General features: G+C 58.0%; 12 protein-coding genes. 2 read left to right on the forward strand and 10 right to left on the reverse strand.

Features of this window, described 5'->3' with window-relative positions; translation table 11 throughout:
• Positions 1–280: transposase (locus tag KGZ66_09515; protein ID MBS3985817.1), on the forward strand; the 280-nt coding region annotated here is incomplete at its 5' end.
• Positions 281–291: 11 nt separating this feature from the next.
• Here the strand turns inward: KGZ66_09515 and aspS are convergent.
• From aspS to KGZ66_09565, 10 genes are all read right to left on the reverse strand, one after another.
• Complete coding sequence (gene aspS / locus KGZ66_09520) at positions 292–2,073, reverse strand: aspartate--tRNA ligase (GenBank protein ID MBS3985818.1); 1,782 nt, start codon at positions 2,071–2,073, stop codon at positions 292–294.
• Positions 2,063–3,241 (reverse strand): coproporphyrinogen dehydrogenase HemZ, encoded by a 1,179-nt coding sequence (gene hemZ / locus KGZ66_09525; protein ID MBS3985819.1) that lies wholly within the window; start codon positions 3,239–3,241, stop codon positions 2,063–2,065. The genes aspS and hemZ overlap by 11 nt, the downstream gene beginning before the upstream one ends.
• The gene (locus KGZ66_09530) at positions 3,238–3,849 is read right to left on the reverse strand and encodes an MBL fold metallo-hydrolase (protein ID MBS3985820.1); all 612 of its coding nucleotides are present in this window, start codon (positions 3,847–3,849) and stop codon (positions 3,238–3,240) included. The genes hemZ and KGZ66_09530 overlap by 4 nt, the downstream gene beginning before the upstream one ends.
• A gap of 12 nt (positions 3,850–3,861) precedes the next feature.
• A complete protein-coding gene (gene dtd / locus KGZ66_09535; GenBank protein ID MBS3985821.1) occupies positions 3,862–4,311 on the reverse strand; it encodes a D-tyrosyl-tRNA(Tyr) deacylase in 450 nt (149 codons plus the stop codon).
• The gene (locus tag KGZ66_09540) at positions 4,286–6,493 is read right to left on the reverse strand and encodes a bifunctional (p)ppGpp synthetase/guanosine-3',5'-bis(diphosphate) 3'-pyrophosphohydrolase (protein MBS3985822.1); all 2,208 of its coding nucleotides are present in this window, start codon (positions 6,491–6,493) and stop codon (positions 4,286–4,288) included. The genes dtd and KGZ66_09540 overlap by 26 nt, the downstream gene beginning before the upstream one ends.
• Positions 6,494–6,533: 40 nt before the next feature.
• On the reverse strand, positions 6,534–7,037 hold the full coding sequence (locus KGZ66_09545; protein MBS3985823.1) for an adenine phosphoribosyltransferase: 504 nt from the start codon (positions 7,035–7,037) through the stop codon (positions 6,534–6,536).
• A gap of 33 nt (positions 7,038–7,070) precedes the next feature.
• A complete protein-coding gene (gene recJ, locus KGZ66_09550) occupies positions 7,071–9,206 on the reverse strand; it encodes a single-stranded-DNA-specific exonuclease RecJ (GenBank protein MBS3985824.1) in 2,136 nt (711 codons plus the stop codon).
• Between the two features lie 101 nt (positions 9,207–9,307).
• Positions 9,308–11,038, reverse strand: a complete 1,731-nt coding sequence (locus KGZ66_09555) for a VWA domain-containing protein (protein ID MBS3985825.1) — start codon at positions 11,036–11,038, stop codon at positions 9,308–9,310.
• Positions 11,035–12,393, reverse strand: a complete 1,359-nt coding sequence (locus tag KGZ66_09560) for a magnesium chelatase (GenBank protein ID MBS3985826.1) — start codon at positions 12,391–12,393, stop codon at positions 11,035–11,037. Before KGZ66_09560 ends, KGZ66_09555 begins: the two co-directional genes overlap by 4 nt.
• Before the next feature lie 84 nt (positions 12,394–12,477).
• Positions 12,478–14,685, reverse strand: coding sequence for a DEAD/DEAH box helicase (locus KGZ66_09565; GenBank protein MBS3985827.1), 2,208 nt, complete (start codon positions 14,683–14,685; stop codon positions 12,478–12,480).
• Between the two features lie 303 nt (positions 14,686–14,988).
• Here KGZ66_09565 and KGZ66_09570 point away from each other — a divergent pair, with 303 nt between their 5' ends.
• Entirely contained in the window at positions 14,989–16,248 is a 1,260-nt protein-coding gene (locus KGZ66_09570; GenBank protein ID MBS3985828.1) for an HlyC/CorC family transporter, read from the forward strand.
• Positions 16,249–16,293: the final 45 nt, after the last annotated feature.

Raw genomic sequence — 16,293 nt, forward strand, 5'->3', positions numbered from 1 at the left:
GGCGAACAGAGCACTCTACGCGACACGACAGGCAATCATCGAACATGTCTTTGGCACCCTAAAACGAAGCATGGGGTTCACGTACTTTCTGACTCGTGGGTTAGAGTCAGTCAGAGCGGAGGCTTCTTTGGCATTTTTAGGGTATAACCTCAAGCGGGCGATTTCGCTGCTCGGCGTGGAACGGATACTCAAGGAACTGGCTAGTAAGGCGGTAGCCATTTCTTTTGTGCTCTGGCCGAACCGGGTTCGCATCGTCATTTTCCGCGAAATACTCGGTTAACCACGCAATTATCATCTGCTACAACTCCCGTTTGAGCACGGTCTGACGTCCCTCAGCGACAGTTCCCGCAACAGCTTCTCCGGCACGCGGTTTGGCGCGGAGGTCATCAGGCACTGGGCGCTTGTGGTTTTGGGGAAAGCGATGCAGTCGCGGATGGAGTCGCGCCCGGCGAGCAGCATGACCAAACGGTCGAGGCCTAAGGCGATGCCGCCGTGCGGCGGTGTGCCGTACTCGAAGGCTTCCAGCAAAAAGCCGAACTTCTCCGTGCATTCCTCGGGCGTGAGGCCGAGGCAGGCGAACATGCGCTCTTGCAGCTCGCGGCTGTGAATGCGGATGCTGCCGCCGCCAAGCTCTACCCCGTTAAGCACAAGGTCGTAAGCGCGCGCGCGGGCTTCTGCCGGCGCACTGTCTAGTTTTCCTAAGTCCTCGGGCAGCGGCGAGGTAAAGGGATGATGACACGCGGCAAAGCGGCGTTCGTCTTCGTCCCACTCTAGGAGCGGAAACTCGGTTACCCACAGGTAATTGAACTGCCCGCTCTTCTTTAAGCCCAATTGCTCACCTAACTGCAGCCTCACCGCCCCAAGTGATGTAAGCACCACTTTAGGTTTGCCGGCTACGAACAAGAGCAGGTCTCCCGGCTCGGCGGTAAGCCGCGCGACGAGGTTGTCAAGCACTTCTGTACTTAGGAACTTGGCAATCGGCGAGCGGATGCCGGTTGGTTCTACGGCCATCCACCCTAGCCCTTTGGCGCCGTATTTCCCGGCTATTTCGCTTAGCCAATCGATGTCCTTGCGGCTGTAGCCGCCACAGCCTTTGGCGTTAAGCGCACGCACGGTTCCGCTCTTAGCTGCTTCTGCAAAAACTTTGAAGTCACACCCCACTACCACATCGGTCACATCGACTAGTTCCAAGCCAAAGCGGGTATCAGGCTTATCTGAGCCAAAGCGGTCCATCGCCTCGCGGTAAGTAAGGCGCGGGAAAGGAAGCTCGACTTTCTGCCCTAAAGCCTGCTCCGAAATGTGAGCAATCAAGCCTTCGGTCATCGCCTGCACGTCTGCCTCGCTGACGAAAGACATTTCTATATCTATTTGGGTAAACTCGGGCTGCCGGTCGGCGCGCAGGTCCTCGTCGCGGAAGCAGCGCGCGAGCTGAAAGTATTTGTCATAACCCGCGACCATTAAGAGCTGCTTAAAGAGCTGCGGCGACTGCGGTAGCGCATAAAACAGGCCTGGATTGACGCGGCTCGGCACCACATAGTCACGCGCGCCCTCGGGCGTAGACCGCGTAAGCTGCGGCGTTTCTATTTCGAGGAAACCCTCGCCGTCAAGAAACTTCCGCGCGGCCATGGCGACTTTGTGCCGCAGCACAAGCGCGCCCTGGAGCTCCGGGCGCCTTAAATCTAGGTAGCGGTAGCGCAGGCGCAAGCTCTCGTCCGCTTTAAGCTCCGCCTGAATGTAGAAGGGCGGGGTCTTGGCTGCGTTAAACACGATGAGCCGGCTTGCCCTCACTTCTACCTCACCCGTCGCCATATGGCGATTAATGCCCTCCTCCGGCCGCAAGGCCACGCGTCCCGTGACCTCGATTACGTACTCACCGCGCAATGACTCGGCCGCCATATGTACGTCCTTTTCGTCCGGGGAAAAAACCACCTGCACGATGCCGCTGATGTCGCGCAGGTCGACGAAAATTAGCCCGCCGAGGTCGCGGCGCTTAGCCACCCAGCCGCACAGCCTAATCTCCTCTCCCACCCTGCCGCTGTCCACGTGACCGGCATAACTACGCTTAAGAATCATCTTTCTTCCTCCATGCGCTAAGCAGTGCGCGCTTTTCTTTAATTAGCTCGGGCAAACGCTGCAGGTAGAGGGCCGCATCTTTGGGGTTCGCGTGACGCTGCCACTCTTGGCCCGGCACCGGAAAGATGCTGTTGGCTCCCGCACCTACGCCGATAACCCCGTGCGTTTCGGCAATCATCATAACATTATACAAGCACTCCCGCCCCGGCCGACTCCACCCGGTGTTCTCTAGTCCGCCTAGAATAGCGCGCTGGCGGTAGAGGTAGTACGGGTGCATGGCAGGCCGCAGCTTACCCACGGCCAAATCGCTCGCCGCACGGGCATCCGCGTCGCTCATGCGCTCCCACGCCTCGCCCCCGCCAAAGCGCGAGGCGCGCTTTGGGGAAAACATGTGCAGCGTCACGCTCTCAGGCTCTAGGTCTAGTACCTGCTCTAGACTCGCGGCGATGTCGGCGGGAGTCTCCCCCGGCAAGCCGACAATTAGGTCCATATTGATGTTGTTAAAACCTAGCTGCCGCGCCAGCGCAAAGCTTTCCCGCACGTCTGTGGCCGAATGGCGCCGCCCGATGGCCAGAAGGGTTCGGTCGTGCATGCTCTGTGGGTTGATGGAAAGGCGGTAGTCGCGCGGGATTGCGTCTAGCTTGCCCTCGTCTAGCGTGTCCGGGCGACCGGCTTCAAAGGTGGCTTCCCTTGGCCGCTCCCACGTAGGACATGCCGCGAGTGCCGGCAGCAATACGCCAATCTGGGACGCCTCGAGCGTAGTAGGTGTACCCCCGCCAATGTAGAGGGCAGAGAGCAGGAGCCCGCAGTTATCCATGGCCTCGGCGACAGCTTCTATCTCGCGCAGCAGTCCAACTAAGTACTGCTCTCTCTTTGCGCGCCGGTACTGCTCTAGGCTGTGGCTGGGGAAACTGCAGTAGGCGCAGCGCGACGGGCAAAAAGGAATACTTACGTACATTGCCACAAGCTCTTGGCGCCCCTTAAACGGCGCAAGTATAGCCTGCTGCGTAAGCGCTATTTCTACCAAGAGACGCGCGCGCACAGGGTCCACCCCGCGCTCAAGCACCAAGCGATGCGCCACTTCCGCGGCAGGGAAACCAAGTGCGAGCATGCTGTCCGCTAGTTTTCCCGGGCGCACCCCGACTAAATCTCCGTACGGCTTGCTCACCAATAGCGGTTGCTCATCCTCTCTTTGCCGATGGTCGTGGCTGGACCGTGCCCGGGGTAGACCTCTACCTCCGCCGGCAGTTCCTTCAGGCGTGCTAACGAACGCGCGAGGGTTTTGGCGTCACCACCTTGCAGGTCCGAACGGCCGATGCTCCCGCGAAACAACGTGTCGCCCGAAAACAGGACCTGTTCCTTGGCATTATACAGACAGCAGGAGCCGGGTGTATGGCCGGGCGTAGCCAGCACGGCAAATTCTATACCTGCCAAGCTGACCGACTTAGCGTCCGACAGGTCTACATCGGGCACGATGACCTCGGTTAGGCCTAAAGCTCTGGCAATCATATTCTCCGTCGCGCGCAAAAGATAGCTGTCCGCCGGATGGGCCAAGATAGGCGCCCCCGTTAGGCGCTTCAGCGCGGCAGCCGCCGCCACATGGTCGGCGTGACCATGTGTAAGCACAATGCTCTTTACTGCGGCCCCTTCGCCGGCTAAAAGTGCCATAATGCTGCCCTCATCTGCTCCCGGGTCAATGACAGCAGCAGAGTTTTCGTGCACGACTATGTAGCAATTCGTCTGTAAACTTCCGACAGGGCATGTCAGTACTTTCATCTCAGTCCTCCGTTAAAACTGCCGCGCGCTATCGAGTAGTAGCGTCACCGGCCCAGAATTTACTAGCTCAACCTCCATCATGGCCCCAAACACGCCGGTCTGCACACTGCCTACCCTGCCGCAGAGCTCGGCGACAAATCTATCAAACAGGGCGACAGCTGCGCTTCCCTCCGCTGCGGCCGAGAAGCTCGGGCGTTTGCCGCGGCGGCAGTCGCCAAGCAGCGTAAACTGCGACACCGCCAGCACTTCGCCGCCCGCCTCCGTTACGCAGAGGTTCATCTTGCCCTCACTGTCAGGGAAGATGCGCAGGCCCGCGACCTTCTCGGCAAGAAACTGCGCATCGCTTGCGGCATCTGTCTGCGCTACGCCAACGAGCACCAACAGACCCGAGCCGATGCTTGCCACTGCTTCGCCCGCTACGCTTACTTTCGCCCGACTAACTCGTTGTACTACCGCTCGCACTGCTCTCGCCCTCTCTGTGTGGAGTAACGTACGTTACACGCCGCACGGTAAACACGTCGCGCAGCTTGCGTAAGCGCGACAGCACCCGTTCGAGGTGAATCAGGTCCTTGACGACAATCGTAAAACTCACGTGCGCTTCCTGTTCTTTTGTGGCGCGCGCCTGCATGGCGGCGATGTTTGTCTTGTACTCGGCCAAAGAGTGCACCACGTCTGCCAAAAGCCCGGGCCTGTCCATGCCGATAAGCTCTACCCGCACGGGATAACCCGGCGCCGTCTGGTTACCCCAACTGACGGAAATTAGCCTCTCCTTCTCCCGCTGCAGCGACGGCACATTAGGGCAAGTACTGGTGTGTACCGTGACTCCGCGCCCGCGCGTGACAAAGCCGATTATCTCATCTCCGGGAAGAGGGTTGCAGCACTTCGCAAACTTTAGCAGGGCATTCTCAAGCCCAACTACCTGTACTTCGGCGAAAAGCTCAGTAGGAGCACTAGGTGGCAGCACAGGCAGAGGTGCCTCCTGCGGCTTAGCGCGCGCGTGCGCTGCCGTGAGGCGGTTTACCACCTGCACCAAACTGACGGCGCCATAACCAAGTGCCGCTAACAGATCTTCGTCGGACACGTAGTTTAAGTGCTCTGCCGCCTCCTCCAAGTAGGCCTCTACCAGCAGTTCGTCCACCGGTAAGAGCAGGCGCCGCAGTTCGCGCTGCAGCATCTCGCGTCCCCGCTCGATGTTCTCCGCCTTCTGCTCTTTTCTAAACCACTGGCGGATTTTGCTGCGGGCCTGCGGCGTGCGCACTAACTTCATCCAGTCCCGGCTCGGCCCGCTCGCCTGCTTGGAAGTAACTATCTCCACGATATCGCCGGTCTTTAGCTCATGAGTTAGCGGCACCATGCGCCCATTGACCTTTGCGCCTACACAACGGTGCCCAACATCAGTGTGCACGCGGTAAGCAAAGTCTAGCGGCACTGAACCTACCGGCAAGTCGATGACGTCTCCTTTGGGCGTAAATACGAACACTTCATCGGTAAACAAATCCATCTTAATGCCGTCCACGAACTCGTCGGCGCCCGGAAGTTCCTGCTGCCACTCGAGGATGGAGCGCAGCCAGGTAAGTTTGTCAATTAGGCTCTTCTCTAGCCTGCCGCCCTCCTTATACTTCCAGTGCGCGGCAATGCCGTGTTCGGCAACCTGATGCATAGCCACAGTCCTAATCTGAAACTCGAGTGGCTGACCGCGCTCGCCTACTACCGTAGTGTGCAGGCTCTGGTACATATTGGGCTTAGGCGTGCCGATATAGTCTTTGATGCGCCCGGGGATAGGGTGCCAGAGGTTATGCACTATGCCAAGGACGGCGTAGCAGTCGCTGACTGTGTCGACGATGACGCGCAGTGCCGTCAGGTCGTAAATCTCCTCAAAGCTTTTGCCTGCCTGCATTTTTTTGTAGATGCTGTAGAAATGCTTAGATCGTCCGCTCACGTCAGCTCTAATGCCTGCGTCGGCTAACTGGCCGCGCAAAGCATCGAGCACCTCGGCAATCACGGCCTGCCTGTCTTCGCGCCTAGCCGAGACGCGCGCCGCAATGTCGTGGTAGGCGGTGGGCTCTAGATAACGAAAGGCCAGGTCTTCAAGTTCCCACTGCATACTGCTGATACCGAGGCGGTTCGCCAAGGGGGCGTAAATATCTAGCGTCTCTTTGGCGGTGGCCTTTTGCTTGACGGGCGGCCTAAACTTAAGCGTGCGCATATTGTGCAAGCGGTCCGCAAGCTTTATGAGCACTACCCGCAAGTCTTCGGCCATGGCGAGAAACATCTTGCGCAAGGATTCGGCCTGCTGCTCCTGCCTACTGGTGTACTCAAGCCGCGAGAGCTTCGTTACGCCGTCTACCAGTTTGGCGACGCGCGGGCCAAACTCCTGTGCCACTTGAGCTAAGTCAACCTCTGTATCTTCAGCTACATCGTGTAAAATGGCTGCCGAGAGCGTCTCCATATCCATATGGATGTCGGCTAAGATGAGAGCTACCTCTAGCGGGTGACCGATATATTCGTCGCCGGACTCCCTAAGCTGCCCGGCATGGGCACGCTCGGCAAAGTCAAAAGCCCGCCTAAGCACCGCCACATCGGCTTGCGGGCTGTGTGTTTTCACCCGAGCTACCAGAGTCTCAAAGAGCTCCGCCTTGTCCATACTCACGCCCCCGCGCCGAACATTGCTGCCTTAATACTGCTTAATACTGAATCAAAGAGAAAACGGGATACCCGCCGAGCAACTTTCGCCCATCTAGGGCGGTTAACTCGATAAGAAACGCTGCACCTACGACCTTGCCGCCTAACGACTCCACTAAGTCTACCGTGGAGCGAATAGTGCCGCCCGTAGCCAACAAGTCGTCAACCACTAGGACGCGCGTGCCTGCCGCGATGGCGTCCTCGTGGATTTCGAGTTTGTCCTCACCATACTCAAGCGTATAACTAGCGCGACGCGTCTTCGCCGGCAGCTTACCGGCTTTGCGCACCGGCACAAAACCCTTGTGCAAGCTATACGCCAGGGGTACGCCCACAATGAAGCCGCGCGCCTCCGGCGCTACCACGAGGTCAAACTCGATGTCGCGGCAGAGCACGGCAAAGTCGTCTATCGCTTGCCGCAGCGCGGGCCCGTCCTTTAACAGCGTCGTAATGTCCCGAAACAGAATCCCTGGCTTCGGAAAATCTGGGATATCCCTAATCTTGTGCATAAGACCTTGACCGAGACCTAAACCCGACATAACTTAACCTCCTTGTTTGCTCCAAGCGGCAAGCGCCACAAAGGTAGCTGACTGAGACAAATCCTGCTTAGTTATAGGTTGAACCGTGCAGTGCACGGCGACGCCATCGAAGCTATACACAAGCAAGTTGAGCTCCGCATAAATCCTAAGCGCGGCAGCTGCGACGCTTAGGGCTACAGCCTGCGGGAGCCTAAACTCCTCCGCAAACTGCGCGGGCGTAAAGCTTTGGCGGCTGGCCATAAAGCGGTACATAGCCAAGAGGGCCCTGCGGTCAGGCACAAGTAGGGCACACTGCCCTGTACCATTATACATTACATCCGCCTCGGCAAAAGAGCAAGCAGGAGCAACTACGACACACGCGTCGGCTTCGTCTAAGGCGAGTTTGGGGTGAACTTCAAACTGCGCGCCCTTACGCCGCAAGTAGAGTGGCGTAAAGAGATGCGGCGGCGTAAAGAACGCGGACTTTACTGCTTGCGGCAGGCGAACAAAGTGTGCGTCGGAAAGGAGAGGCGACATTATCGCCCACCACTCGGCGCCGACTTTAATGTCCTGCAGGCGAAAGGACACCTGTGTTTGCCCGCGATACTCGTCGGTACCTAGGCGAAAGGCAATGCTTAGCCGGTCCCCCACCGCCAAATCGACAGCGCGCTCGGCGGCTCTAAACATAATGCCCGCGCCCGTCCTTCCTTCTGTCGACGCCCACATAATGCGCAGGTGCTCCTGTGCTTTGCCGACAAGGCGCTTCTCGGTAAGGGTGAGATTTTTGCCGCCAAACACGGGCTCCGGATTCCCTACCCCAAACGGGGCCAAGAGCTCGATGGCCGCAGCCAAATCGGCGGTCGCGTCCGCAACATCTAACTCGGCATCGATTCTGACGCGGGGCACGAGTACTGCCTCAGGTATTTCGTTGGCCACCGCCAGGAATGCAGCCCTAAAGCCCGCCAAGTGTTCGTCAGTAAGAGTCAGGCCGGCTGCTAGGCTGTGCCCGCCGCATTTTGTTAGCTTATCGGCACAGCGCCTAAGTCCCGCCACAAGGTCAAAACCCTGCACACTGCGCCCTGAGCCTCGCCACTCTCCCTGCTCTCCTTGGCACAACAAGATTACCGGGCGGTAGTACTTCTCTACCAAGCGTGCGGCGACGATGCCGACCACGCCGTGCGGCCAATTTGGCGCCGACAGAACAATGGCTTTTTCCCTGGTATCGACCAAAGCGAGGGCTTCTGTCAGCACGCTCTGTTCGAGGCGCTGGCGCTCGCGGTTAAGCTCGTTTAGTTCCTCGGCAATTGCCGCCGCTTTGTTTTCATCGGAGGTAAGGAGCAGTTGCAGGGGGAGTGAGGCATCGGCAATCCGGCCGGCGGCGTTAAGGCGCGGTGCTAGTGCGAACGCTATATGCCCCGCTCGTATACCTGCGGGCTGCACCCCGGCCACCTGCATAAGAGCGGAAAAGCCCAGCGCGGGGGTTCTTAAAAGCTGCAGCCCCTTTTGCACATACAGCCTGTTCTCGCCCACGAGCGGTGCCACATCGGCCACCGTGCCCACGGCGACTAGGTCTAGGAAAGCGCGTGCCTTCTCGCCTAGGAGAGCGCACGCTAACTTATAGGCCACGCCGACGCCCGCCAGTTCTTTGCCGGGATACCCGCACGTGCTAAGGCGCGGGTTAATGAGCGCAACCGCGCGCGGCAAGACGTCGCCGGGCGTATGGTGGTCGGTAATAATCAGGTCTAGGCCAAGCGCAAGCGCTTCCTCGGCTTCGTTCACAGCGGTAGTCCCGCAGTCGACCGTAACGACTACCGTACACCCTTTCTCTCTGGCCAGCAGAAGTCCTTCCGACTGCAGGCCATAGCCGTCCTCGCGGGATGGTATGTAAACATAGGTCTTAATCCCCATGGACGCCAGTGCCTTATACATTAGGGCGGCGGCGGTAATGCCGTCCGCGTCGTAGTCGCCGTGCACCATTACTTTCTCTTGGCGCTCACGTGCTGCCAGTAGCCTCTGCACTGCCGCGTCCATGCCTTGGAGCAGAAAGGGGTCGTGTTCGTGGGAGAAATCCGGGAACAGGAAGCGCAGAACCTCCTGTTCTGTCGTAAGCCCCCGCTGGTGCAAAATGCGCGTTAAGACAGGATGCAGGCGGCTGTTCATGGCGTCCCCCTTCTGACAAAATGAGAATCAGTGCCAGGCAGCACTGATTGTCTCGTGTGCATGTATAGAGTTCGCCTTGCCGAACGGAAACTCCTTCCCTGTTACGTGCGCGAGGCGAGGGCCGCCCTTCGCTCTTGCTCTACAATCGACAAGAGCAGCGGAGCGGTAATCTCGTCGATTACATGCACACTCCCCCCCGCTGCTTCCGCTATGCGGCAGAGCAGCCGCTGGTTTGGCTGTAGCCCCACGCAGCAGAGGTTAAGGCGTCGCTTGCCGATGTCTTTGGCTTGCTGCAGCACTTCTTCCATGGGGTCACCGGCGGACATGGCCATGGTGGGGATGCCGTCAGTAATAACGATAAGCAGCGAGCGCTCGCGGCATGAGTGTTTGCTGAGGTACTGCGAAGCCCTAAGCAGCCCTAGTGCCAGCGGTGTCAGGCCGCTTGGTTTAATCGACCGCAGTCCGTTCTTTAAGAGAATCTGGTTACGGGTAAAGGGCACCGCCAATTCCACGCGGTCTTCTTGAAAGTAGATAACCGAGAGGCGGTCGTCCGTAGCATGTACCAACTGTCGCGCCAGCTCCTTAGCCGCTTTCATGCGCCGCCCCATCATACTGGCGCTAGCGTCAATCAACAGGCAGATGTCTAGACGCTGCCGAGCTGTCTTAGCCTGAAAGTGCAAGTGCTGCTCCAGAACGCGCCAAGCGCGCTGGGCCTTAAAGGCATCGTACAAGCTAGCCGAGATTGTCGGCACCAAGGCGAGCTCGCGTTCGCCTTCTATGCGGTGCGGGCGCGCCTGATAGCCGCGCGCTGCGCGGCGGTGATTGTTCACGCGCCCGTAACCGTGTTTGGCTGCGGCTAGCGCAGCCTGACGACCGAGGCGGTGGTAATACTTAAGGTCGCATTCTAACTGCCGTGTAGAGTGTGCCAGAGACTCGTACAGGCGCATTCCCGAGAGCGAGAGCAGGTAGCGCTCGTCCTTGCCTTCCACGTAGCCATAGCCCTTAAGCTTGGTCCATGTTTCTGCCAACCGCACCTGAAACAAGCGAGACACGGCGGCGCTAGCCGGCATGGGCACGCCCCTGCTGTTTACGGCGGGGTGCATGGTGTAAAGGAGATGCCGCAGCTCCGAAATATCTTCCATCTCCTCCAGTAGGTCGGCTAGGTGGGCTAGCTGCAGAGCGTAAGTGTCGGCCTTCTCTCCGCCTTCTTTGGCCGGCCGCGCGGGCAGAAGAAAGGAGTCTGAGGCGGCTCTGTAGGAGTCAAGGTCTTGGGCAAGACCGGCGTTAGCGTGGGCGTGAACTACCCGCTCTATCTTCCTCAGTTCGACCCCTGTCTCAATCAGGGCACGTTCTACTTCCTCGACGAGCAAGAAGATTAGCGCGAGGTCGCGCTCCGCTAGGAGCAGGGTGAGGTGCACGTGATTCTGGTGCGCCTGCTTTAGGGTATCGCGCTGCCCAAAGGTCAGCCTGCCGGTCGCTCTCCCTCCCCCTGCCGCTGTCTGCAAGTCGATAAAGTGCGCCAGTTCGCGGTGGTCTATGTGGGTTTGCTGCCCGTACCGTTCCACGGCAAGACATGCTGCTTTCGCTACAACCTGGGGCGAGACTTCACTTAGTGAATGAAACACGTCTACATGGAGCACTTCATTAGCTTTTGGTCGCCGATAAAACACGCGACCGGCATCAGCGTCGCGCATCACGTGCACCGTGTCCGGCTTGTGCGAAGTAATGGTGTGTACTTTGCGGCTGACGACCGCCGTCTCGCCAAGGCGGCAGCCCTGTTCTATGCTAAGTACAGCGGCAAGTTTTTTTACTAGGGGCAAGTGCGCGTTCATCTTTTGCAGAGGTCCTCTTCCGTTTGCACGCGGGTAGCCACGGGAACATCGGCTAGGCGCTTGGCAGGTAGCGGCGGGGCGACAACGGGCGAGTCGCCTAATGCGGGCTCCGCAGACCCCATAGCTCTTAAATCATATGTCTGTTGCAGCGCGGATACGTTGCCTTCCGGGGTATAGGTACCGACACTCGGGACGCGCGCGATGGACGCCGGTTCCTTAAAGACCTCGCGCAACCGACTGAACAAACCACCTGCCGTTTTTGTGGGTTCGGGCATGGCGTCCCGCGGCAAACTGCCCTGCTGTCGATGTGGGATAGCCGACGATGCCCCTTGCCCCTTCTGCCTAAGCTGCGCCAGTATTTCCGACAGCACTTCCGGCGCTACGCGGTGGCGCAAGGCTAGTGACGCGCCGGTGCAGATGTCGCTTAACTCAACCCGCCGCGCCTCGCGTCGCACACAATGCATGCGCGCGGCAACAAGAATGGACTCCGCCGCACGAATGCTCTCTAACCCAAACTCCACAAAGAGATTTGCCACGACATCGACCATAGGTGGCGGCAGTTCCACGGGCGGTGCCACAGCTTCCGTACGTTTAGCGTTTGCTCGCGGCGCGACTTGGCGCGCAGAGTGGTGTGCTTCGTCACCTAGGAGCAAAATCTGGGCCAGTACTCGCGTGTCTGACGGACGCTTGACTCCGACCGAGAGGTCGAAGCGGTCGGATAGCTGGCGCCGAATGCCGTCAAGCGGCCCCGGGTCTTCGTCAGGATTAGAGGCCGCCCAGACCGTCACTTTTACCGGGAGTTCCACGCGCGGTAGACCGGCCTCCTCAATCTGCAGACGCCCCGGCTTAGTGCCCATGACATCGAGGAGCACATCGGCAATCTCGGGGTTTGTGTCGGCGAGCCTGTTTATTTCATCGATAAACACGACGCCGCGGTGCGCTTGCGCGAGAATGCCCGGCAACATCGCCGCTTCGGGAGCACGCTTGTCGGTGAGGCGCTTAAGGTCTAGGCTGCCGACTACGGTCGCCATTTTGGCGGAGTGGGAGATTTCTAAGTAAGGCATGGCGATGCGCTCTTGCCCGAGCGCCGCGACATCTTCCTGCCCTAAGCCGCGATGCTCCGGGCAGTGTGGGGCAGCCGGGTCGCAGTTGTAGATGCAGTTAACGATACGCGTAATACTCGGCAACACATCGCGCGCCGCCCGCAAAATACTCGTCTTGCCTGTACCCCGTAGTCCCTCCGCGTGCAAGTGCAGTGAGGTAGGGCTCACAGCCGCCAGCACAGATAGCTCTACCGCCAGGAACAGAATCTCGTTTTCGTTGTGTCGCACCAAACGGTGATACTCCTTAGGCATAACAAAACCTCCCACCAACCACTTCACCGTTAGTGTTGCCAGTCCGGTGAAAAAAATGATTAGGGGAGGGCCGGTCGCGCATAGCTATAGCTCTACTCGTACTAGGTCGCGGTCAATTAGGTTAATGCAGCGCGAGAGCTTCGCGGTTAGGTGTGGGACTTCCCGCAGGGCGTGGCGCATCTGGCGCAGCAGGTCAATCTCGCGTCGCAGCAACGCTACAATGTCCCCTTCGTCGAGATTGCACTGGTTAAGAATGGTGTAGAGGTCCTCCCCCTTGGCCCACAGGTAGCCGATGGGCGAAAGGTAGCCGGAGTACACAACTTCCGCCTGCGCGCGCTCGCTAGCAAAGCGGTTTATGAACTGCCACCACTTCTGAAGCTTAAGCTCTTCGCAGGGGAGAACTGTGTCAAACTTGCGCCAGGGATAATCCACTCCGAGCAGCAAGGCTACAATCTCGGGCTCGGTCAAGTCCTCGAGCATACCCGCAAAGATTAGCTCGGTAATGAGGAGCTCCTGAATATAGATCTGCGCCGCCATCTCGCCGCGCGGCAGCAGCGTATCGGCGTCGATGTATTTAAGGCGCCCTAGTGTCTCCCGGCGGCGGGCAAACTCGGCGACAAAGGTGTTGGCTGGTGGCAGGCGGTCTAGCTCGGCTTGTACTAAGCTCACGCGGTGCAGAACTTGGTTATACTGCTTCTTGAGGGAACGGCATTTGCTGCGTTTTTTGGACGAACACCGCTTCTCAGGCGTGCTGTCGAGCAACGTGCGCAGTGTTTTGCAGCGCTCGGCAAGGTCTGTGTCTTCTTTGGATCTACGCGTAAGTAGTTTCTCGTAGCTCGTCAGCCTGTTCTGGAGTTGCCGCCGCGTCACGGGGCAAGCAGGGTCGTTAATGGCGGGACAGCCTTGCTGCACTAAGGCCTGGCTTTCTGCTTCGACCTCGCGGTAGCGCGCTAACACGCCTCTCCTGTCAATGTCTGCGAGGTAGCTGGCAAAACTCAAAGTAAGCGCTTTCTCTTGGTCCTCGGGCGCTACGTACTTAATTAAGTTTAGGACGCTGTTGAAAGTAAGCTTAAACTGGCTATTGAGCCGCTCTATTTCAAGCTTTGCGTAGTTCTCTAAACGCGTGCGGTAGTCCGACACAAGCGTAAACACATAGCCCGCTTCGTCCATGCCGCGCCTGCCGGCCCGTCCCGCCATTTGGAAGTACTCCTGCGCCTTAAGCGGCCGCACGCTCTTGCCGTCGAACTTGCGCTGGCCGTCAAAGCATACCGCGCGCACCGGGTAGTTAATGCCGACAGAGAAGGTCTCGGTGCAGTAGAGGACTTTTATAAGCTTCTGTGCAAACAGCTCCTCTACCATGTCTTTAAGTACAGGCAAGAGCCCGGCGTGGTGATACCCGACGCCGCGGCGGAGGACGCTCCTTAGCAGGCGGTAGTCCCCGCTCTTAGCTAACCCGGAGACTTCGCCGTAGCGGGCAAGCACCGCTTCTACCTCGGCTAGCTCGCGCTTGGAAAGCAGCTGCAACGCCAGTGACGTGTCGCGCGCGTTAGCGGCGCACTGCCGCCTGCTAAAGACAAAAAACAGCGCAGGCAGGTAGCTGCCTTTAATGGCTTTAATTAAGTCGAGGTGGGTAATCTTTGCGTCGGCCACAAACGGCGGCGGCTCGGTGTTGCTCATCGGCCGCATAATGCGCTTGCCGCTCGCGTCAAGCAGGTAGAAGTGGTGCATTAGCGGCACGGCGCGCTTAAGCTCCACGACCTCGGCAAACTCTTCACCGCGCACTGTCGACAGCCAGCCCACGAGCTCCGCGAGGTTGCCGATGGTAGCCGAAAGCCCGAGCACGCGGATATGCGGCGGGGCAAAAATAAGGCTCTCTTCCCAAGCGACGCCGCGGTCGCTGTCGATGTAGTGGATTTCGTCAAAAATAACGTGGGAGATATCCGCGACAAAAGGCTCTTTGGCCAAAACCATGTTGCGGAATATCTCGGTCGTCATCACTAGGCAATCGCCGCGCGGGTTAATGCTGACGTCGCCCGTGACAATGCCTACCCGCTCTTCGCCAAAGCGCAGCTTAAACTCCTTGTACTTCTGGTTGCTTAAAGCCTTGATTGGCGCCGTGTAGACAATCTTGTGCCCTCTCTGTAAGGATTGGTCGACCAAGAAGTCTGCCACTAGCGTCTTCCCGACGCCGGTAGGAGCACAGACGATTACGGAACGACCCGCGGCGATATACTCCATCGCTTGCTGCTGAAACTTGTCCAGTTGAAAGTCCCTGTAGGAAGTAAGTTGCATGATAATCTCCTGTCAATTGTTGCTTGTCGCTTGTCGCTTGTCGCTTGTCGCTTGTGGGAGCACTGTGGGCTGTGAGCTGTGGGGCAATCGTGAATCGTGAATCGTGAACTAGGGGCGGGGCTTAGGCGTTAGGCGTTAGGCTTTAGGGCTGTGAGCGGTGAGCAGTGGTTCCACTGCGACACGGCTCTACTGAGCACTGAGCACTAGGCACTAGGCACTTCCTCTAGCACGCCGCGTCCACTATGCAACACCCTCGCGCTAGGGTATACTTGGTGCAGAAGTTGAGGAGGAGTGTTCGCCTTAATGGACTCGTACTTATGGCATTTAGTAGCGCTAATGGCCCTACTAATTATGTCGGCTTATTTTTCGGCCATGGAGACTGCCCTTATGTCTTTAGGCAGGCTGCGTGTGCGGCACCTCGTAGATGAGGGCGCAAAAGGCGCGAAGCGCATTGAACGGCTGCTTAGTAACCCCGGTCGACTGCTCAGTACAATTCTTATCGGCAATAATATGGTAAATATCGCGGCCACCTCGGTAGCCACCTTTCTCGCCATTAACCTGTTTGGCGAAGGCGCGGGGCTTGGCATCGCCACAGTCGTTATGACCTTAGTTATTCTCATCTTCGGCGAAATCTCTCCCAAGACATTCGGCTTACACCACAATCAGCGTATTTCGCTGCGCTACTCCGGCTTGCTTTCCGTCTTCTTTGCACTCTTTAATCCACTCGCCATAGTGCTTGAGAGTATCTCCAAGCTCCTACTTACCTTACTCGGCGGGCACTTTCGTACTTCTACGCCAACATTTAGCGAAGAAGAGCTGCGCACACTCGTCACCGTAGGTCAAGAAGAGGGAATCTTAGAAGTCGAAGAAAAAGAAATGATAACCAGCGTGATTGAGTTTGGCGATACTCTGGTTAAGGACGTGATGACGCCGCGTACGGAGATTGTGCGCGTGAGCGTGCGCATTACTTATCCGGCGCTACTAGAGATTCTTAAGCGAGACGGCTACTCCCGTGTACCTGTGTACGACAACGGCATTGACGACATTGTGGGTGTACTGCACGCCAAAGACCTACTTGGCTTGGAACCACCGGACCCCTTCGACGTAAGGCCGCTGCTTCGACCGCCGTATTTTGTACCGGAGTTTAAGCGGGTTAGCGAGCTCTTAGCAGAGTTTAAGCGCAAGAAGCTACACATGGCCATAGTTGTAGATGAATATGGCGGAACGGCAGGTTTGATTACTTTAGAAGACTTGGTTGAAGAGATTATGGGCGACATTGCCGACGAATACGACGAGGACGAGCTGCCCGACTTCACCTACGTTGACGACAACACGATTGAAATGTCTGGCACCCTAAACATCCGCGATGCCTCAGAGGTTATCGGGCGCGACCTACCTGATGGAGAATACGACACTGTCGGCGGCATGATTATGTATAGTCTAGGCACCGTTCCCGCGTCAGGCGACTGCGTAATGATAAACGACCTGCAGTTCACGGTAAAGTCTATGGACGGCTCACGCGTAGAGGCTGTGACGATTGTGCTAAACACCGAACAATCCTAACCAAAAGCCAGCAAAAGCGGCCGGAGAATTCCGGCCGCTTTACCG

The organism is Selenomonadales bacterium (assembly GCA_018335585.1).
Classification (GTDB): Bacteria; Bacillota; UBA994; order UBA994; family UBA994; genus UBA994.